General features: G+C 72.0%; 20 protein-coding genes. 5 read left to right on the forward strand and 15 right to left on the reverse strand.

Annotated features, from left to right (window positions below; all coding sequences use genetic code 11):
- Positions 1–40: 40 nt before the first annotated feature.
- From NHL53_RS07530 to infC, 6 genes are all read right to left on the reverse strand, one after another.
- Positions 41–937 carry a glutamate ABC transporter substrate-binding protein gene (locus NHL53_RS07530; protein WP_433776239.1) on the reverse strand — a complete coding sequence of 299 codons (897 nt, stop codon included), beginning with the start codon at positions 935–937 and terminating at the stop codon, positions 41–43.
- A 62-nt stretch (positions 938–999) separates the two neighbouring features.
- Positions 1,000–1,740, reverse strand: coding sequence for an amino acid ABC transporter ATP-binding protein (locus NHL53_RS07535; protein WP_433776240.1), 741 nt, complete (start codon positions 1,738–1,740; stop codon positions 1,000–1,002).
- Positions 1,741–1,847: 107 nt separating this feature from the next.
- A complete protein-coding gene (locus NHL53_RS07540) occupies positions 1,848–2,669 on the reverse strand; it encodes a TrmH family RNA methyltransferase (RefSeq protein WP_433776241.1) in 822 nt (273 codons plus the stop codon).
- Positions 2,670–2,757: 88 nt separating this feature from the next.
- Complete coding sequence (rplT, locus tag NHL53_RS07545; protein WP_433776242.1) at positions 2,758–3,144, reverse strand: 50S ribosomal protein L20; 387 nt, start codon at positions 3,142–3,144, stop codon at positions 2,758–2,760.
- Between the two features lie 34 nt (positions 3,145–3,178).
- A complete protein-coding gene (gene rpmI, locus NHL53_RS07550; RefSeq protein ID WP_221585640.1) occupies positions 3,179–3,373 on the reverse strand; it encodes a 50S ribosomal protein L35 in 195 nt (64 codons plus the stop codon).
- Between the two features lie 83 nt (positions 3,374–3,456).
- Positions 3,457–4,119: a translation initiation factor IF-3 gene (gene infC, locus NHL53_RS07555; protein WP_433776243.1), complete on the reverse strand. Its 663-nt coding sequence runs from the start codon at positions 4,117–4,119 to the stop codon at positions 3,457–3,459.
- A 238-nt stretch (positions 4,120–4,357) separates the two neighbouring features.
- On the opposite strand from infC, the gene NHL53_RS07560 reads away from it, so the two are divergent.
- The gene (locus tag NHL53_RS07560; protein ID WP_433776244.1) at positions 4,358–4,780 is read left to right on the forward strand and encodes a DUF1844 domain-containing protein; all 423 of its coding nucleotides are present in this window, start codon (positions 4,358–4,360) and stop codon (positions 4,778–4,780) included.
- A 38-nt stretch (positions 4,781–4,818) separates the two neighbouring features.
- Here the strand turns inward: NHL53_RS07560 and NHL53_RS07565 are convergent, their stop codons facing one another.
- From NHL53_RS07565 to NHL53_RS07590, 6 genes are all read right to left on the reverse strand, one after another.
- Positions 4,819–5,637 carry an SseB family protein gene (locus NHL53_RS07565; protein ID WP_433776245.1) on the reverse strand — a complete coding sequence of 273 codons (819 nt, stop codon included), beginning with the start codon at positions 5,635–5,637 and terminating at the stop codon, positions 4,819–4,821.
- Entirely contained in the window at positions 5,621–6,367 is a 747-nt protein-coding gene (gene priA / locus NHL53_RS07570) for a bifunctional 1-(5-phosphoribosyl)-5-((5-phosphoribosylamino)methylideneamino)imidazole-4-carboxamide isomerase/phosphoribosylanthranilate isomerase PriA (protein WP_433776246.1), read from the reverse strand. The genes NHL53_RS07565 and priA overlap by 17 nt, the downstream gene beginning before the upstream one ends.
- 91 nt (positions 6,368–6,458) lie before the next feature.
- The gene (gene hisH, locus NHL53_RS07575) at positions 6,459–7,103 is read right to left on the reverse strand and encodes an imidazole glycerol phosphate synthase subunit HisH (protein WP_433776247.1); all 645 of its coding nucleotides are present in this window, start codon (positions 7,101–7,103) and stop codon (positions 6,459–6,461) included.
- Positions 7,100–7,705 (reverse strand): imidazoleglycerol-phosphate dehydratase HisB, encoded by a 606-nt coding sequence (hisB, locus tag NHL53_RS07580; RefSeq protein WP_433776248.1) that lies wholly within the window; start codon positions 7,703–7,705, stop codon positions 7,100–7,102. Before hisB ends, hisH begins: the two co-directional genes overlap by 4 nt.
- Positions 7,706–7,714: 9 nt before the next feature.
- Positions 7,715–8,794: a histidinol-phosphate transaminase gene (locus tag NHL53_RS07585; RefSeq protein WP_433776249.1), complete on the reverse strand. Its 1,080-nt coding sequence runs from the start codon at positions 8,792–8,794 to the stop codon at positions 7,715–7,717.
- A gap of 21 nt (positions 8,795–8,815) precedes the next feature.
- Complete coding sequence (locus tag NHL53_RS07590) at positions 8,816–9,193, reverse strand: LysM peptidoglycan-binding domain-containing protein (protein WP_433776250.1); 378 nt, start codon at positions 9,191–9,193, stop codon at positions 8,816–8,818.
- A gap of 197 nt (positions 9,194–9,390) precedes the next feature.
- Here NHL53_RS07590 and lexA point away from each other — a divergent pair, with 197 nt between their 5' ends.
- A complete protein-coding gene (gene lexA / locus NHL53_RS07595; protein ID WP_433776251.1) occupies positions 9,391–10,074 on the forward strand; it encodes a transcriptional repressor LexA in 684 nt (227 codons plus the stop codon).
- A gap of 47 nt (positions 10,075–10,121) precedes the next feature.
- Complete coding sequence (locus tag NHL53_RS07600) at positions 10,122–12,098, forward strand: alpha/beta hydrolase family protein (protein ID WP_433776252.1); 1,977 nt, start codon at positions 10,122–10,124, stop codon at positions 12,096–12,098.
- Positions 12,099–12,113: 15 nt separating this feature from the next.
- Here the strand turns inward: NHL53_RS07600 and hflX are convergent, their stop codons facing one another.
- Entirely contained in the window at positions 12,114–13,643 is a 1,530-nt protein-coding gene (gene hflX, locus NHL53_RS07605) for a GTPase HflX (RefSeq protein WP_433776253.1), read from the reverse strand.
- Between the two features lie 152 nt (positions 13,644–13,795).
- Between hflX and NHL53_RS07610 the strand changes: the two genes are divergently transcribed.
- The gene (locus NHL53_RS07610; protein WP_433776254.1) at positions 13,796–14,434 is read left to right on the forward strand and encodes a class I SAM-dependent methyltransferase; all 639 of its coding nucleotides are present in this window, start codon (positions 13,796–13,798) and stop codon (positions 14,432–14,434) included.
- Here NHL53_RS07610 and NHL53_RS07615 read toward each other — a convergent pair.
- Positions 14,408–15,322, reverse strand: a complete 915-nt coding sequence (locus NHL53_RS07615; protein ID WP_433776255.1) for a LysR family transcriptional regulator ArgP — start codon at positions 15,320–15,322, stop codon at positions 14,408–14,410. The genes NHL53_RS07610 and NHL53_RS07615 overlap by 27 nt on opposite strands.
- Positions 15,323–15,396: 74 nt before the next feature.
- On the opposite strand from NHL53_RS07615, the gene NHL53_RS07620 reads away from it, so the two are divergent.
- Positions 15,397–16,110, forward strand: coding sequence for a LysE/ArgO family amino acid transporter (locus NHL53_RS07620; RefSeq protein ID WP_433776256.1), 714 nt, complete (start codon positions 15,397–15,399; stop codon positions 16,108–16,110).
- 59 nt (positions 16,111–16,169) lie between these two features.
- On the opposite strand, the gene dapF is transcribed toward NHL53_RS07620, so the two are convergent.
- Entirely contained in the window at positions 16,170–17,048 is an 879-nt protein-coding gene (dapF, locus tag NHL53_RS07625) for a diaminopimelate epimerase (RefSeq protein WP_433776257.1), read from the reverse strand.
- Positions 17,049–17,397 lie beyond the last annotated feature (349 nt).

The raw sequence follows: 17,397 nt of genomic DNA on the forward strand, positions 1-17,397 counted from the left end.
GGGGGGGGGGGGGGCCGGGGCCCCCCCCCCCCGACGGACGTCATTCGACCGGGTCGACGGCCGGCTGGTCGATCTCGATGCCCGCCTGACCGAGCGTGCTGTCGAAGATCTCCTGCCAGGTGTCGCCGCCGTCGGTGAACAGCGTGTTGATGTGCTCGAGGAGCGCGGTGTCGCCCTTCGGGATGCCCACGCCGTAGCGCTCCTCGGTGAAGAGCCCGTCGAGCACCTTGAGGTTGTCCGGGTCCTGCGCCGCGTAGCCGATGAGGATCGCCGCGTCGGTCGTGACCGCGTCGACCTTGCCGCTCAGCACGTCCTCGACGCACTGGGAGTAGATGTCGTACTCCTCGGTCTTGATCTCCGGGTAGTTCTCCTTGATGTTCTGGATCGGCGTGGATCCCGTCGCGGAGCAGACCGTCATGCCGTTGAAGTCGGAGACGTCGCTGACCTCGGTCATCTCGCTGTCCGCGCTGACGAGGAAGCCCTGGCCGGTCTCGAAGTACGGGCCGGCGAAGTCGATCTGCTCCTTGCGCTGATCGGTGATCGAGTAGGTGCCGACGTAGTAGTCGATGTCGCCGTTCACGAGCGCCTGCTCGCGGTTGGCCGAGGCGATGGGCTCATACGAGATGTCGCCCTCCTCGAAGCCGAGCGACGCGGCGATCCATCGGGCGATCTCGATGTCGAAGCCGCTGCGATCACCCGTCGTCACGTCGAGGTAGCCCAGACCCGGCTGGTCCTCCTTGACGCCGATGACGGGTCCGCCGCGCTCGACCATGGCGTCGTACGTGGGGCTGCCCTCGAGCGCGACGTCCTCCGCGACCTCCTGCTCGGGGGCCTCGCCGCCCGTCTCTCCGGTGGGGCTGCCGCTGTTGCAGGCGGTGAGGGCGAACAGCGCCGAGGCGGCGATGCCCGCGGCCGCGATGTTGCGGATCTTGCGCATGGGTTCCTCCTGATGGTGGGAGCGCCGCGGATGCTGTGGGCGGCGCCGATCGGAATTGCAGGTCAGTTGGTGAGGAGCTTCGAGAGGAAGTCCTTGGCGCGGTCCGAGGTCGGGTTCGTGAAGAACTCGTCGGGCGTCGCCTCCTCGACGATCTCGCCGTCGGCCATGAAGACCACGCGGTCGGCCGCCTTGCGGGCGAAGCCCATCTCGTGGGTCACGACGACCATCGTCATGCCCTCCTTCGCGAGGCCGACCATCACGTCGAGCACCTCGTTGATCATCTCGGGGTCAAGCGCGCTCGTCGGCTCGTCGAAGAGCATGACCTTGGGGCGCATCGCCAGGGAGCGTGCGATCGCGACGCGCTGCTGCTGGCCGCCGGAGAGCTGCGCCGGCAGCTTCTCGGCCTGGTGCCCGACGCCCACGCGGTCGAGGAGCTGACGCGCCTCCTCCTCCGCCTGCTTCGCGCTGAGTCCGCGCACCTTGCGCGGCCCGAGCGTGACGTTCTCCAGGATCGTCAGGTGGCTGAAGAGGTTGAACGACTGGAACACCATGCCGACCTCGGCGCGGAGCTCCGCGAGCGCCTTGCCCTCCTTCGGGAGCTCCTTCCCGTCGATCGAGATCGAACCGCTCGTGATGGTCTCGAGGCGGTTGATCGTGCGGCACAGGGTGGACTTCCCGGAGCCCGAGGGCCCGATGACGACGACCACCTCTCCCCTGCCGACGGTGAGGTTGATGTTCTTCAGCGCATGGAAGTCACCGTAGTGCTTCTCCACGTGGTCGATCACGACGAGCGGCTCTGCCATGCCGGTCAGCATATGCGCAGGTTCGGGCACCGTGCCACCGCACACGCGAGCGGGTTACACACTCGTAACGCGCGGAGATCGGCCGACCGCGCAGATTGCGCGGTCGATCAGGCGGCGCGCTGCGCGAAGGCCGTCTCGTACAGGCACACGCTCGCGGCGGTCGCGAGGTTCAGCGACTCGGCCTGTCCGTAGATCGGGAGGCGCAGCGCCTCGTCGCAGAGCGCGATCGCGTCGTCCGCGAGTCCCCGCGCCTCGTTGCCGAACACCCACGCCGTCGGCTGCGCGAGCGTCCCGCGCTCGCGGGCGGCCGTGAGGTCCTCGCCCTTGACGTCCGCGGCGACGATGCGCAGCCCCGCTCCCCTGGCGCGGCCCGTCGCGTCGGCGAGCTCGCCCTCCACCGTGAAGGGCACGTGGAACAGGGATCCCGTCGTCGAGCGGACGACCTTCGGGTTGAACGGGTCGACCGTGCGGCCGGTCAGGATCACCGCATCGGCGCCGGCTGCGTCGGCCGCGCGGAGGATCGTGCCGAGGTTGCCGGGGTCGCGCACCTCTTCGCAGATCACCACGAGCCGCGGAGGCTCCCCCGAGAAGACGTCCTTCAGGGCCGTCGGGTTCTGCCGCGCCACGGCGACGAAGCCCTGCGGCGTGACCGTGTCGCTCATCGCCTGCACGACCTCTTCGGACGCGTAGTCCCAGAGGAGGTCGGGGTTTTCCGCCTGCGCGTCGTCGATGAGCGCGCGCAGGTCGCCGTGCTTCTCGAGGCCCGTGGGCGTCGCGTACAGGTGCTCGACCACGTCGGGCCGATAGGTGAGCGCCTCCCGGACCGCCTGGGGCCCTTCGAGGAGGAACCGGCCGGTCTCGCGGCGCTCCGAGCGCTGCGCGAGCTTCTTGACGGTGCGGACGCGGGCCGCGCGGGGATTCTCGAGCACGGGTCGAGTCTACGGATGCGCCTCCGAGGACGCGAAGCGGGGCGCCCCATCCGGGACGCCCCTCTTCACTCGCTCTGCGCGCCTGAGATCAGGCGGCGGCCTTCGGCGCGTTCACGTCGCCGGGCAGCGCGCCCTTGGCGACCTCGACGAGCTTCGCGAAGGTCGCGGGCTCGTTGACGGCCAGCTCGGCCAGCATGCGACGGTCGACCTCGACGCCCGCCAGGTTCAGGCCCTGGATGAAGCGGTTGTAGGTGAGGCCATTCGCGCGGCTCGCGGCGTTGATGCGCTGGATCCACAGACGACGGAAGTCGCCCTTGCGCTTACGACGGTCGCGGTACGCGTAGACGAGCGAGTGGGTGACCTGCTCCTTCGCCTTGCGGTAGAGGCGCGAACGCTGGCCGCGGTAACCCGAGGCGCGCTCGAGGATGACGCGACGCTTCTTGTGCGCATTGACTGCGCGCTTGACTCTTGCCATGAGATGTCTTCCTTAAACGAACTAGCCGGGCGCTTCAGCGACCGAGGAGCTTCTTGACGGTCTTGACGTCGTTACCCGAGATGATCTGATCCTGGTTCAGACGACGGGTGCGGCGGCTCGACTTGTGCTCGAGGTTGTGGCGCATGTTGGCCTGCTGCTTCTTGATCTTCCCGCTGCCGGTGATCTTGAAGCGCTTCTTGGCACCCGAGTGGGTCTTCTGCTTCGGCATTCTTCGTGACTTTCCTTGACGTTTGCGCCCTCAGGGGCGACGTGGGAGCTGCCCGCCTCTCGGCGGGAAGACTTCGGGTGCGCTCACTCCGACGCGGACGCGTCGGCCGGAGCCTCATCCTGCTGCTTGGCGCTGTGCTTCGCCTCGCGCGCCGCCTTCTTGTTGGCCGCGCGCTGAGCGTTCTGCTCGGCCTTCGCCTCGGACTTGTTCTTGACCGGGGCGATGATCATCACCATGTTGCGCCCATCGACCTTCGGCCGCGACTCCACGGTGCCGAACTCGGAGACCTCTTCGGCGAACTTCATCAGCAGGCGCACGCCCATCTCCGGACGCTGCTGCTCGCGACCGCGGAACAGGATCATGGCCTTGACCTTGTCGCCGGCCTGGAGGAAGCCCTCCGCGCGCTTGCGCTTCGTGTCGTAGTCGTGCTGGTCGATCTTCAGACGGAAGCGGACTTCCTTGAGGACCGTGTTGGCCTGGTTGCGACGTGCGTCCTTGGCCTTCTGCGCAGCCTCGTACTTGAACTTGCCGTAGTCCATGATCTTGGCCACGGGCGGACGGGACTGCGGTGCCACCTCGACGAGATCGAGGTCGGCCTCCTGCGCGAGGCGGAGAGCCACCGAGCTGCTGACGACGCCGATCTGCTCGCCTCCGGGGCCGATGAGACGGACCTCGGGAACGCGAATGCGCTCGTTGATGCGGGGATCGCTGATGCGGAACTCCTTGGGTTCGGTGATGAGAGCCACCGTGGTGCGCGGACCGCGCCACGGGCGGGAGAGAGATCTGCAGCCACCCGTGCGAGACGCCGTGCATCGCGCACCATCCGCCCTCCGGCAGCCCTCGAGCAGGACTGCCCTGCCCGCCATGCGGCGAGCGGAGCGGCTGTGACCCGGTAGCCTGGAGCGGCAAGCGCGGGTGGGATGTAGATCCTCTTTCGTCCGAAACGGATTTCGGAGCCCGGAGAAGTCTAGCAGAGAGCAGCATATGACCGCCATCCCCGAGGGCTCCCCCGCCCCGGCCCCCTCGTCCGACGCCTCGCGGATCCACCGCTGGGAGGAGCGCGACGCCCAGGCCGCCGCCACCGACGTCGTGCGCGACATCGCCGACGTGCCGGCGGTCGAGGTCGTCTCCTCGGCCTGCATCCACCTCATGAGCGCCGCCGCCGTCAAGCTCGGGCTGGGCGACGAGGCCGACGCCGACGAGCTCGTCGACCTCGACGAGGCGCGCAAGCTCATCAACGCCCTCGCCGGGCTCGTCACGGCCGCCGCCCCCGAGATCAGCGACTCCCACGCGCGCCCCATCCGCGACGGGCTGCGCACGCTGCAGCTGCGCTTCCGCGAGATCTCTCGGATCCCGGACGCCCCCGGCAGCGGGCCGGGCGAGAAGTACACCGGCTCGGTCGTCTGACCCGCCCCGTGACGCCCGTCGGCTCCCGCCGGCGGGCGTCAGTCGTCGGCGGGGGCGAGCCGCACCTGCATCGAGTCGACGAGCACCGCGATCCGGTCGTCCTGCGACCAGCGCCGCGCGAGACGCTGGAGCACGACGTCGAGCTCGGCCCGGTCGAGCCCCCTGACGAGAGTGAGGGTCACGAGCACCTCGGGGCCGCGCAGGCGCGCCTCCGGATCGCCGGGGCCGACGTGGATGTCGATGACCGCGAGCTCCTGGCCGACCGACTCCTGGAAGGCCCCGACGACCTCGGTGCTCAGCCACGGCGGCGCCCACGCGCGATCCTGCGCGATCGACCAGATCGCGGGACGCCGCACCGCGAACTCCGTCTCGCTCGTGGGATCCACGACGACGAGGTCGGTCTCGTCCCCCGCCGCCGCCAGGGCGGCCCTGGTGCCCGCGACGGGGATCGGGCGCGCCGCGGGGTTCCAGCGGCGCATCGTCTCGACGCAGGTGAACACCGGCAGCACCGACCGGCCGTCCGGCGCCCGCACCGTCACGATCGACAGCTCCTGGGTCTTGTCGACCGTCAGCCCCGTCGGCCCGACGCCCTCCTCGCCCTTCTCGGCGACGAGCGGCACGAGCACGCGCGCGGTGCGCAGCGCGTCGACCACAGCGACGGCGTCGCCCGAGCCCTCCCGGAAGCGCACGAGCGCATCCCACAGCGCCGGATCCGCCGAGCCGTCGTCGCCCGCCGCCGGATTGGGCTGGAAGGCGCGGCCGGCCCACGGCTGGCCCGCCGAGTCCGCCGCAGAGCCCGCGAGACCGCGCAGGTGCTCCGGGAGGTCGCGGCCGGATCCGTCAGACCCGTGCGACATCCAGCGCCTCGGCGAGCGTGAAGGCCCCGGCGTAGAGCGCCTTGCCGACGATCGCACCCTCGACGCCCGCGGGGACGAGGTCGCGCAGCGCGGCGATGTCGTCGAGGCTCGAGATGCCGCCCGACGCGACGACCGGGCGGTCGGTGCGCTCGGTCATCTGACGCAGCAGGTCGATGTTCGGGCCGCGCAGCGTGCCGTCCTTGGTGACGTCGGTCACGACGTAGCGCGCGCAGTTCGCGGCCTCGAGGCGCTCGAGCACCTCCCAGAGGTCGCCGCCCTCCTGGGTCCAGCCGCGGGCGGCGAGCGTCGTGCCGCGCACGTCGAGCCCCACCGCGATCGCCTCGCCGTAGCGGGCGATGACCGCCTCGGTCCAGTCGGGGTTCTCGAGGGCGGCGGTGCCGAGGTTCACGCGCTGCGCGCCGCTCTCCAGCGCCGCCTCGAGCGAGGCGTCGTCGCGGATGCCGCCGGAGATCTCGACGTTCACGCCCTTCATGTGCTTGATGACGCGGCGCAGGACGGCGGTGTTCTGGCCGCGGCCGAAGGCCGCGTCGAGGTCGACCAGGTGCAGCCACTCCGCGCCCTGGTCGCGCCACTGCTCGGCGGCCTCGACCGGGTCGCCGTAGCTCGTCTCGGATCCGGCCTCGCCCTGGGTGAGGCGCACGGCGCGGCCGTCGGCGACGTCGACGGCGGGAAGAAGGACCAGTCCGGGGGTGGACGCGAAATCGTTCATGTCTCCTCGATGCCCGCGGGACTCTCCCACGTCACGCACAAGCATCAAAGCTAGACCCCGCGGGGTCATCGCGCCAATCCGCGCGGGGTGCTCAGCGGCTCAGCGTGCCGATCCAGTTGCGCAGCAGGCGGATGCCCGCCTCGCCGGACTTCTCGGGGTGGAACTGCGTGGCCGACAGGGGGCCGTTCTCGACCGCCGCGACGAACGGGGAGCCGTGCACGGCCCACGTCACCGCGGGCTCGGGGAAGGGCGGGATCACATCGAGCGACCACGCGCGCGCCGCGTACGAGTGCACGAAGTAGAAGCGCTCCCCCTCGAGCCCCGCGAACAGCCGGGAGCCGGCGCCGGGTTCGACCGCGCTCCACCCCATGTGCGGGACGACGGGCGCGTCAAGCCGCTCGACCGCGCCCGGCCACTGGCCGAGGCCCTCGGTCTCGACGCCGCGCTCGACGCCGCGCTCGAACAGCACCTGCATGCCGACGCAGATGCCCAGCACGGGTCGGCCGCCCGCGAGACGGCGCTCGATGAGCTCCCCGCCGCGGATCGCCTCGAGCTGCCGCATGACCGCGTCGAACGCCCCCACGCCGGGGACGAGGAGGCCGTCGGCGTCGGCGACGAGGCCGCGGTCGCGGGTGAGGCGCGCATCCGCGCCCGCGGCGTCGAGTGCCTTGACGGCCGAGTGGACGTTGCCGGATCCGTAGTCGAGGACGGCGACGACGGGGCGCGCGTCCGTCACAGCGCACCCTTGGTGGAGGGCACCCCGTCGACGAGGGGATCGATCGCCTTGGCCTGGCGGAAGGCCCTGGCCAGCGCCTTGTACTCGGCCTCGGCGATGTGGTGCGGATCGCGGCCGGACACGACGCGCACGTGCATCGTGAGCCCCGCGTGGAAGGCGAACGCCTCGAAGGTGTGGCGCACCATCGACCCCGTGAAGTGCCCGCCGATGAGGTGCATCGCGAAGCCGTCGGGCTCGCCCTCGTGCACGAGGAAGGGACGGCCGGAGATGTCGACCACCGCCTGCGCGAGCGCCTCGTCGAGCGGCACGAGCGCGTCGCCGTAGCGCGCGATGCCCGACTTGTCGCCCAGCGCCTCGCGCACCGCCTGCCCGAGCACGATCGCCGTGTCCTCGACCGTGTGGTGCACGTCGATGTGGGTGTCTCCCGTCGCCCGCACGCGCAGATCGGTCAGCGAGTGCTTCGCGAAGGCGGTGAGCATGTGGTCGAAGAAGGGGACCGACGTCGAGATGTCGCTCTTCCCCCTGCCGTCGAGGTCGAGCTCGAGCTCGATCGAGGACTCGCTCGTGGTGCGGGTCAGGCTCGCGGTGCGGGCGTTCGTCATGCGTCGATCCTATGCGTCGCGGAGGGCGGCGAGAGCGTCGAGGAACGCGGTGGTCTCGGCCTCCGTCCCCGCGGTCACGCGCAGGTGCCCCGGGATGCCGATGTCGCGGACGAGTACCCCGCGGTCATAGAGCCGTCGCCACGTGTCGGCCGGGTCGTCGACCCCGCCGAACAGCACGAAGTTGCTCGCCGAGGGGTAGGGGTCGTAGCCCAGCGCCTCGAGCGTCGCGGAGATGCGGTCGCGCTGCACGACGATGTCGGAGACCGTGCGGAGCATGGTCTCGCTGTGCCGCAGCGCCGCGGACGCCGCCGCCTGCGTGACCGCGCTGAGGTGGTAGGGCAGCCGCACGAGGCGCAGCGCGTCGACGACCGCGGGGTCGGCGGCGAGGTAGCCGACGCGCGCTCCCGCGAAGGCGAACGCCTTGCTCATCGTGCGCGAGACGAGCAGGCGCTCGCGTCCGGGGAGCAGCGTGATCGCGGACGGCTGCTCGTCGCCGGCGAACTCGACATAGGCCTCGTCGACGATCACGATGCCGCGCGCGGCCTCGTAGACCGCCTCGACGACGTCGAGTGGCAGCCGCGTGCCGGTCGGGTTGTTGGGGGCGCAGAGGAACACGACATCGGGGTCGGCCTCGCGCACCTGACGCGCGGCGTCGCCGGGCTCCAGCTCGAAGCGCGCCCCGCGCTCCCCCGCGATCCACGTCGATCCCACGCCCCGCACGAGGAGCGAGTACATCGAGTAGGTGGGCGCGAAGCCGAAGGCCGAGCGCCCGGGTCCGGCGAACGCCTGCAGCACGTGCTGCAGCACCTCGTTCGAGCCGTTCGCCGCCCAGATCTGATCGGCGGCAAGCCCGTGGCCGAGGTACGAGGCGAACCCCTCGCGCAGCTCCGCGAACTCGCGGTCCGGGTAGCGGTTGAGCCCCGAGACGGCCTTGGCCACCGACTCCGCGATGTCGTCGGCGACCTCGGCGGGGATCGGGTGTGTGTTCTCGTTGACGTTGAGCGCCACGGGGAGAGGCGCCTGGGGCGCGCCGTAGGGCTTCTGACCGCGCAGATCGTCGCGGAGGGGCAGGTCGTCGAGAGTCACCACGCCCCCATGCTACGGCGCGACTCAGCTGTCGGACGAGAACTGGGCGGGGATCGCGATCGTCTGGCCCGCCTGGACGGGGTGCGCGCCCAGCTGATTGAGCGAGGCGATCTCGGCCACGACGTCGCGGGGGTCGGCGGACGGTGCCACGCGCTCCGCGATCGTCCACAGGGACTCGCCTGGCGACACCGTGACGGTGGCGAACGAGCCCGGCTCCGCGCCCTGTTCGCCGGAGCCGAGGGCGATGCCGCCACCCAGGACGCCCGCCGCGATCGCGCCGACGAGCGGTGCGGCCGCGAGAGCGGCGAGGACGCGACGCCCCCGTGCGGTAATGCGCAGACGGGTGCGCGTCGCGGGGCGAGCCGAGCCGACGCCCGCCGCTGCCATGCTGATCGTGCTCATCGTGATGCCCTCCGTCGTACCGATGTTCCGAATATATCTTCGATAATCCGATCGAGTCAACCCCCGATCATCTCCCGACGCGCCCGATGTCGGCGACACACTCGAACAAAGGTGTCGAAGAACGGTGCGCATGACGTACCGTCGGGGAGACGACCACAGCCCACCAGGGGCCACTGACATTCGAAGAGGAGACGCGGATGAGCGCCGTCGACAGGACCGAGGGAAAGCGGCCGGGCCGCCGCCGCAAGAGCCTCAGCGAGAAGCAGCTCGCGATCCTCGAGGTGATCCAGCGGTCGATCCAGGTCAACGGCTATCCGCCGAGCATGCGCGAGATCGGCGACGCGGTCGGACTGAAGTCGCTCTCGAGCGTCACCCACCAGCTCGGGCAGCTCGAGCTGAGCGGCTACCTCCGCCGCGACCCCGGCAAGACCCGCGCCATGGAGGTGCTCATCGACCTGCCAGGCGCCTCGACCGAGAGCCCCGCCGACAGCGCGCCCGCCATGGGCGACGCGACCCTCGTCCCGCTCGTCGGGCAGATCGCGGCAGGCGTCCCGATCACCGCCGAGCAGCAGGTCGAGGAGATCTTCCCCCTCCCCCGCCAGCTGGTCGGCGGCGGCGAGCTGTTCATGCTGAAGGTGCAGGGCGAGTCGATGATCGACGCCGCGATCTGCGACGGCGACTGGGTGGTCATCCGCGCGCAGGCCTCCGCGGAGAACGGAGAGATCGTCGCCGCCATGCTCGACGGCGAGGCCACCGTCAAGACGTTCCGGCGGCGCGACGGGCACGTCTGGCTGCTGCCGCGCAACTCCGCCTTCGAGCCGATCCTCGGCGACGAGGCGGTCGTGCTCGGCAAGGTCGTCGCGGTGCTGCGCGCCGTCTGACGCCCCGCGGCGTGACGCGTCCGCGGCCCGTGCCCTAGCGTGGGGGCATGTCCCCCGCGCAGCAGCTCCCCTACGGAACGTGGCCGTCCCCGATCCGCCCCCAGGACATGCCGAGCGGATCCCTCCGCCTCTCGGGAGCGCGATTCGCGGGCGACGAGATCCTCTGGGCCGAGGGCATCCCCGCCGAGCGCGGGCGCACCGCCATCCTGTCGTCGGCGTCCGATCAGCCGCTGCTGCCCGCCCCCTGGAGCGCGCGCTCCCGCGTGCACGAGTACGGCGGCGGCGCCTGGACGCTCCTCGGCGACGCCCGCGTCGCGTTCGTGACGCAGGCCGACCAGCGCGTGCGCCTGCTCGCGCCGGGCGACGACCCCGTGCCCCTCACGCCGGAGGATCCGCGCTTCTGCTTCGGCGACCTCGTCTGGGCGGAGGACGCTCTCTGGGCGGTCAGGGAGACCCACGGGGAACCCCACACGACCCCGGCGCGCGACATCGTGAGGATCCCGATCGACGGGTCCGCGGCGGCCGACCCCGACCGCATCGCGAGCGTCGTGGCCGGCAGCGACTTCCTCGCCTTCCCGTCCCCCCGCGCCGGCCGCATCGCGTGGATCGCCTGGAATCACCCGGACATGCCGTGGGACGCCGCGGAGCTGCGCGTCGCCGATCTCGACGAGGACGGGCGCGCGGTCGGAGGGATCCGCGTGGCCGGCGGCCACGGATCCGGGGCGGACGTCGCCGCGCTGCAGCCCGAGTGGATCTCGGACGACGAGCTGCTGTTCGCGGCCGACCCTCCGCGATCCGCCGCCGACGCCTCGCTCGGCCCGGCGCGATGGAACCTGTTCCGCACCCGGATCTCCGACGGACCCGCCGCCTCGGCGCCCGAGCTGCTGTTCCCCGTCGACGGCGACACGGGCGGCCCGCTATGGAGCCTCGGGACCCGCTGGTACGCCCCGCTCGCCGACGGCCGCGTGCTCGCGGTCGTGACGAACGGCCGCTCACGCCTCGTCATGATCGACCCGGCCTCCGGCGCCGTGACCGAGCTCGAGACGCCGCTCACGGGCGATCTGCACATCGAGGACGTGCAGGGCGAGCGCGTCCTCCTCAGCGGGGCGGGCGCGGAGGTGCCCGGCGGCCTGTGGCTGCTCGACGTGGACGAGCGCTCGCTCTCCCCCGTGCGCGGCGGGGAGGTCGGCGGCGCGCCCGGACTGCGCTCGGTCGCCCGCCCCATGACGTTCCCGGGGCCCAACGGCGAAGTGCACGCCTTCTTCTATCCCCCGTCGAGCCCCGACGCCGAGGCTCCCCCTGGCGAGCTGCCTCCCGTGCTCGTGCTCGTGCACGGCGGCCCCACCGGGCACGTGACGGGAGACCTCTCGCAGAACGCCGCGTTCTGGACGAGCCGCGGGATCGGCGTGCTCGACGTCAACTACTCGGGCTCCTCCGGCTACGGACGGGCCTACCGCGATCGGCTGCGGCACGCCTGGGGCGTGGCCGACGTGCAGGACGTGGCCGCGGCCGCGCGGGGCCTCGTCGACGCGGGGCTCGCCGACCCCGATCGCATCGCCATCAAGGGCGGATCCGCCGGGGGCTGGACCGTGCTCTGCGCGCTCGCCGACACCGACGTGTTCTCCGCCGGCATCAGCCGCTACGGCGTCGCGGACCTGCGCATGCTGCTCGCCGAGACGCACGACTTCGAGGCGCGCTACTTCGACTCGCTCGTCGGCCCCTGGCCGGAGGACGAGCAGGTCTACATCGATCGATCGCCGCTGTCGCGACCGGAGAGCCTCACGACCCCCCTGCTCATCCTCCAGGGATCCGAGGATCCCGTCGTGCCGCCCTCGCAGTCCGAGGCGCTCGCCGACGCGCTCGCCCGCAACGGGGTCCCCCACGCCTATCTGCTGTTCGAGGGCGAAAGCCACGGGTTCCGCAGTGCCGAGACGATCGAGCGCTGCTTCGCAGCCGAGCTCGCGTTCCTCGGCCAGGTGCTCGGGTTCGCACCCGCGGGCGTCCCGCCGCTGCCTCTCAGCTGACGGCGGGACGCGCGGTCAGCCGGCGACGGCGAACGGGCGGAGGTCGGACGCGAGGCGCTCGTCGACCCGCGCGTGCACCAGGGTCCCCTCGGCCTCGTGAGACTGCGACAGGAACTGCCCCGTCTCGTGGATCGCCGAGATGAGGTCGCCCCGCTCGTAGGGGACGAGGGCGCGCAGCTCGACCTGCGGAACGGGGAGGGCGTCCTCGACCACGCGGCGGAGCTCGTCGACGCCCTCGCCCGTGCGCGACGAGACGAGCACCGCGTCGGGCTGGAGCCCGCGCAGAACGAGGCGCTCCGACTCGTCCACGAGGTCGATCTTGTTGAACACGACGATCTCGCGCACGTCGCGCGCCCCCACGTCGGCCAGCACGCCGCGCACGGTCGCGAGCTGCCCCGCGGGATCCGGGTGGTGCCCGTCGACGACGTGCACGATGACGTCGGCGCTCCCGACCTCCTCGAGGGTCGAGCGGAAGGCCTCCACGAGCTGGTGGGGCAGGTCGCGCACGAAGCCGACCGTGTCGGCGAGCGTGAAGACCCGCCCGTCGGCCGTCTCGGTGCGCCGCACCGTGGCGTCGAGCGTCGCGAACAGGGCGTTCTCGACGAGCACGCCCGCGTGCGTCAGGCGGTTGAGCAGGCTCGACTTGCCGGCGTTCGTGTAGCCCGCGATCGCGACAGACGGGATCGTGTTGCGACGGCGCTCGGAGCGCTTCGCCTCGCGCGCGGGCGCGAACTCGCGGATCTGCCGACGCAGCAGGGCCATGCGGGTGCGGATGCGGCGGCGGTCGAGCTCGATCTTCGTCTCGCCCGGCCCGCGCGAGCCCATCCCCGCGCCGCCCGCTCCGACCTGCCCGCCCGCCTGGCGGCTCATCGAGTCTCCCCACCCGCGGAGGCGGGGCAGCAGGTACTCGAGCTGGGCGAGCTCGACCTGGGCCTTGCCCTCCCGGGTCTTCGCGTGCTGCGCGAAGATGTCGAGGATCACGGCGGTGCGGTCGATGACCTTCACCTTGACGACGTCCTCGAGGGCGCGTCGCTGGCTGGGAGCGAGCTCGGCGTCGGCGATCACCGTGTCGGCGCCCGTCGCCTGGGCGATGTCGCGCAGCTCCTCGGCCTTGCCGCGCCCCACGTACGTCGCGGGATCCGGGTTCGGGCGGCGCTGCAGCACGCCGTCGAGCACGACCGACCCGGCCGTCTCGGCGAGCGCCGCGAGCTCGTGCAGCGAGTTCTCGGCGTCTTCGAGCGACCCCGAGGAGAAGACGCCGACGAGCACGACGCGCTCCATGCGCACCTGCCGGTACTCGACCTCCGTGACGTCCTCGAGCTCGGTGGACAGGCCGGCGACGCGGCGCAGCGCGTGCCGCTCCTGGCGATCCCACTGCTCGCCGTCGTCTCCGCCGCGCGCCGTCTCGTCGCTCTGCAGGGCCGTCGCGGCGCCGAACACGCGGGCGGAGCCGCGCCGCTCGTCGCGTGCGAGGATGCGGTCCACGGCGTCGTCGTCGTGGGCGGGTGCGTCCGCGGGGACGCGGGTTTCGGTGCTGTCGACCAAGAAATGCCTCTCATCGGGAGTGTTGAGCCCTCCAGGATACCGCGGATCGGGAGGCGCGCGGCCCGGCGCGGGCGGATCCGCCTGGCGAGGCCACGGCGTTCTGGGAATCCGCCTCTCGTGGAGCGCCCGCGCCTGCGGTAGAGTCGCCCGCCATGGGGGATCACTACTTCAGCGCGACGCCCTCGAGCCCGGAGCAGCTGCGACCGCTGAGCGTGACCCTCTCAGGCCGCGAGGTCGAGGTGGTGACGGCGCGCGGGGTGTTCAGCCCCGATCGCATCGACAAGGGCACCGAGGTGCTTCTCGCGCACATGCCCGACCCGCCGCCCGGCGGCGATCTGCTCGACGTGGGCTGCGGCTGGGGCCCCATCGCGCTGACGATGGCGATGCTCTCGCCGCACGCCCGGGTCTGGGCCCTCGACGTCAACGAGCGCGCGCTCGACCTCGTGCGGCGCAACGCCGAGGCCCTCGGCCTCGACAACGTCCGAGCCGTGACGGCCGATGAGATCCCCTCCGACGCCTCGTTCCGCACGATCCGCTCGAACCCGCCCATCCGCATCGGCAAGCCCCAGCTGCACGAGCTGCTCGAGACGTGGATCCCCCGCCTCGGCCCGGACAGCGACGCCTACCTCGTCGTGCAGCGCAACCTCGGGAGCGACTCCCTCCACCGGTGGATGGATCAGACGTTCGTCGACGGCTTCTCGACCAGGCGGCACGCCACCGCGAAGGGCTTCCGGGTGCTCAAGGTGCGCCATCACGGCGGCCCGTCACCCGGCCCGATCCCCGTCGTCTGACGCGGGCGGGTCCAGGGCGGCGCGCGCGGCGTCCACGACCGACTCCCGCATCGCGGTGAGCGCCGGCGAGGCGAGGTTCCACTGCTGCCAGTAGAGCGGATCGGCGAGATCCGGCTGTCCGAGCGTGCGGAGGATCCCCTGCTCGATCGCGGGCCCGGCCTGCGCGACGGGGAGCATCCCCCACCCCATGCCGAGGCGCACCGCGGCGGCGTAGTCCTCCGACGCGGGGACGTAGTGGCGCGGGGGCACGAGGGGATCGGTCCCGTGCGCGCGCAGCCAGTCGGACTGGATGTCGTCCGAGCGGTCGAAGTCGATGAGCGGCGCCGCCGCGAGGGCGTCGGACGAGACGCCGGCCGGCAGCCACCTCTCGATGTAGCGGGGCGTCGCGACCGCGAGATACGGGGCCGACCCGAGCGGCGTGACGGAGCACCCCGCGATGGGGCGGGACTGCGCGGTGATCGCGGCGAGCGCCGAGCCGGACTCGAGGAGGTCGCCCGTGCGGTCCTCGTCCTCGCGCAGGAGCTCGAACGTGACGTCGTGCCCGCGGGTGACCCTCTCCAGCGCCGGCAGCAGCCAGGTCGCGAGCGAGTCGGCGTTGACCGCGATCGGCACGTGGATCGTGCCGCGGCGATCGAGGCCGAGCGCCACCTCCGCGTCGTGCCCGATGACCGCGTACTGGCGCGCGAGACGCACGACGATGGCCCCCGCGGACGTCGGCCGCACCGGCCGCGAACGCACGAGGAGCACCCGGCCCAGCTGCGTCTCGAGCGCGCGCAGGCGCTGGCTGACCGCCGACGGCGAGATGCGGAGGCGCTGAGCCGCGCCCTCGAACGATCCCTCGTCGACGGCAGCCGCCACCGTGGCGGCGAGTTCCGGCGCGATCCACATAAGCCCTGCTTCACCAGCTTTCGCAACTGCACATCTGCTTTTGATTCTGCCACGGGGCGGCCGAGCATGGAGACGTGCTCACCGCTCTTCTCGCCGGCATCGGCCTGTGCCTGTCGATCATCGTCGCCCCCGGCGCGCAGAACGTGTTCCTGCTGCGCGAGGGGATCCGTCACGCGTCCGAGGGACGCCGCCACGCGATCGTGCTCGCCGTCATCTGCCTCGCGAGCGACATCGTGCTCATCTCGGCCGGCGTCGGCGGATTCGGGTACGTCGTGGAGAACGTGCCCTGGCTGTTCGACGTCGCCCGCTGGGCCGGCGTGCTGTTCCTCACGGGGTACGGCCTGTTCGCCGCCTTCCGCGTGGTGCGCCCGAGCGGCGAGACCATCGACGTGTCCTCGGCCGAGCGCGGCGAGCCCGACCCCGCCCCGGCGCCGGCCCCGGACGGGTCGCTCGGCTCCGTCGCGACGGCGACCATCGCCGTCGTCGCGCAGCGCACGAAGGGCGCCCTCCTGCCCGCCGCGCTCACCTGCGTCGCCATCACCTGGCTGAACCCGCACACCTACGTCGACACGGTCCTCCTGCTCGGCTCCGTGTCGACCACTTACGGCGACGCGCGCTGGGTCTTCGCCCTCGGCGCTATCCTCGGCAGCGCGATCTGGTTCGCCGTGATCACCTTCGCCGCCCGCTACGCCGCGCGATGGCTGCGGTCGCCCCGCTCCTGGCGTGTGCTCGACGCGCTCATCGCCGTCGCGATGCTCGGCCTCGCCACCGCGCTCGCCGTCGGCTGACGCGAGGCGGGCGTCTCGAGATCCGCCGGGCGCCGCGGATCCGTGCGATCCCGAGAAGCTCAGGCGAGGGAGACCGTGCCCGAGAAGACGAGCGTCGCGGGGCCCGAGAGCGCCACGTGCTCCCCCTCCTCCGTCGGGAACATGCGCACCCCGAGCACGCCGCCCGGCACCTCGACGCGCCACGCGTTCGGCGCGCCCTCCCCCGCCCAGCTGCGCACGGCGAGCGCGGCGGCGGCCGTCCCGGTGCCGCACGAGAGGGTCTCCCCCACTCCCCGCTCGAAGACCCGCATCCGGATGCGGCCGACGCCGTCCTTCACCAGAGGCTCCTCCGGGACGACGAACTCGATGTTCGCGCCGTCCGCCGGAGCCGGATCGAGGATCGGCACCGCCCCCAGGTCGAGCCCCTCGAGCTCCTCGACGCTCGCCAGCGCGACCACCACGTGCGGATTGCCCAGGTCGACCGACATCCCCGGCCGCGGCACCGACAGCCCCTTCGCGCGCACGAGGGGATCCTCCCCGCCCGACCGCCAGCGCCCGAGATCCACCTGGAAGCCGGTCTCGCTGCGCAGCACGTCCTTCACGCCCGCGCGGGTCCCCACGGGGAGCGCGGATCCGGGCTCGAGCGTCGCGAGCCCCGTGTCGAGCAGGTAGCGCGCGAAGACCCGCACGCCGTTGCCGCACATCTCCGCGACGCTGCCGTCGGCGTTGCGGTAGTCCATGAACCACGAGGCCCCCGGCTCCTCGTCGAGGATCCGCGCCCCCTCCGCGATCTCCGACGACCGCACGACGCGCAGCAGGCCGTCGCCGCCGATGCCGAAGCGGCGGTCGCACAGCGCGGCCACCTGCGCGGGAGTCAGATCGCGCTCGCCCTCGGGATCCGCGACGATGACGAAGTCGTTTCCGGTGCCGTGGCCTTTGGTGAACGCGATCTCGGGCATGGGGGAAGTCTACGGGCCGGCGCTGCCCTCCCCCCTCCGGAGCCGCATCGGACAGGATGACCAGCGACTGCGCGAGCCGCCAGTCGAACGTCGAGGCGTGCTCGGGAGCCTTGCCCACCGTGTATGCGAGGTGATGCACGAGCGCGCGCCGGAACGACTCCGGCGTCGTCTCGGGCAGACGGACATCTTCGGCGGCGACGGGGCGATCGGACACGAGGGCTCCTGCGGGTGGGGGACGTGCGCGCCACCGTGGCACGCGGACAGCTCAGCTCAGAGGAGGCGGGAGTCATCCCTTGGTACGACCTCTCCCGCGCAAGATCATCCCGCGCGCCGATGCGCCGCACGCGGC

Origin of the sequence: Microbacterium sp. gxy059 (assembly GCF_050958665.1) — a bacterium.
GTDB lineage: Bacteria > Actinomycetota > Actinomycetes > Actinomycetales > Microbacteriaceae > Microbacterium.

Excerpts from the sequence above, each read along its gene's own strand:
- NHL53_RS07530 (WP_433776239.1), bottom strand. The coding sequence starts at position 937 with ATGCGCAAGATCCGCAACATCGCGGCCGCGGGCATCGCCGCCTCGGCG.
- NHL53_RS07535 (WP_433776240.1), bottom strand. The coding sequence starts at position 1,740 with ATGGCAGAGCCGCTCGTCGTGATCGACCACGTGGAGAAGCACTACGGT.
- rplT (WP_433776242.1), bottom strand. The coding sequence starts at position 3,144 with ATGGCAAGAGTCAAGCGCGCAGTCAATGCGCACAAGAAGCGTCGCGTC.
- rpmI (WP_221585640.1), bottom strand. The coding sequence starts at position 3,373 with ATGCCGAAGCAGAAGACCCACTCGGGTGCCAAGAAGCGCTTCAAGATC.
- NHL53_RS07560 (WP_433776244.1), top strand. The coding sequence starts at position 4,358 with ATGACCGCCATCCCCGAGGGCTCCCCCGCCCCGGCCCCCTCGTCCGAC.
- NHL53_RS07565 (WP_433776245.1), bottom strand. The coding sequence starts at position 5,637 with ATGTCGCACGGGTCTGACGGATCCGGCCGCGACCTCCCGGAGCACCTG.
- priA (WP_433776246.1), bottom strand. The coding sequence starts at position 6,367 with ATGAACGATTTCGCGTCCACCCCCGGACTGGTCCTTCTTCCCGCCGTC.
- hisB (WP_433776248.1), bottom strand. The coding sequence starts at position 7,705 with ATGACGAACGCCCGCACCGCGAGCCTGACCCGCACCACGAGCGAGTCC.
- NHL53_RS07590 (WP_433776250.1), bottom strand. The coding sequence starts at position 9,193 with ATGAGCACGATCAGCATGGCAGCGGCGGGCGTCGGCTCGGCTCGCCCC.
- lexA (WP_433776251.1), top strand. The coding sequence starts at position 9,391 with ATGAGCGCCGTCGACAGGACCGAGGGAAAGCGGCCGGGCCGCCGCCGC.
- NHL53_RS07600 (WP_433776252.1), top strand. The coding sequence starts at position 10,122 with ATGTCCCCCGCGCAGCAGCTCCCCTACGGAACGTGGCCGTCCCCGATC.
- NHL53_RS07610 (WP_433776254.1), top strand. The coding sequence starts at position 13,796 with ATGGGGGATCACTACTTCAGCGCGACGCCCTCGAGCCCGGAGCAGCTG.
- NHL53_RS07615 (WP_433776255.1), bottom strand. The coding sequence starts at position 15,322 with ATGTGGATCGCGCCGGAACTCGCCGCCACGGTGGCGGCTGCCGTCGAC.
- dapF (WP_433776257.1), bottom strand. The coding sequence starts at position 17,048 with ATGCCCGAGATCGCGTTCACCAAAGGCCACGGCACCGGAAACGACTTC.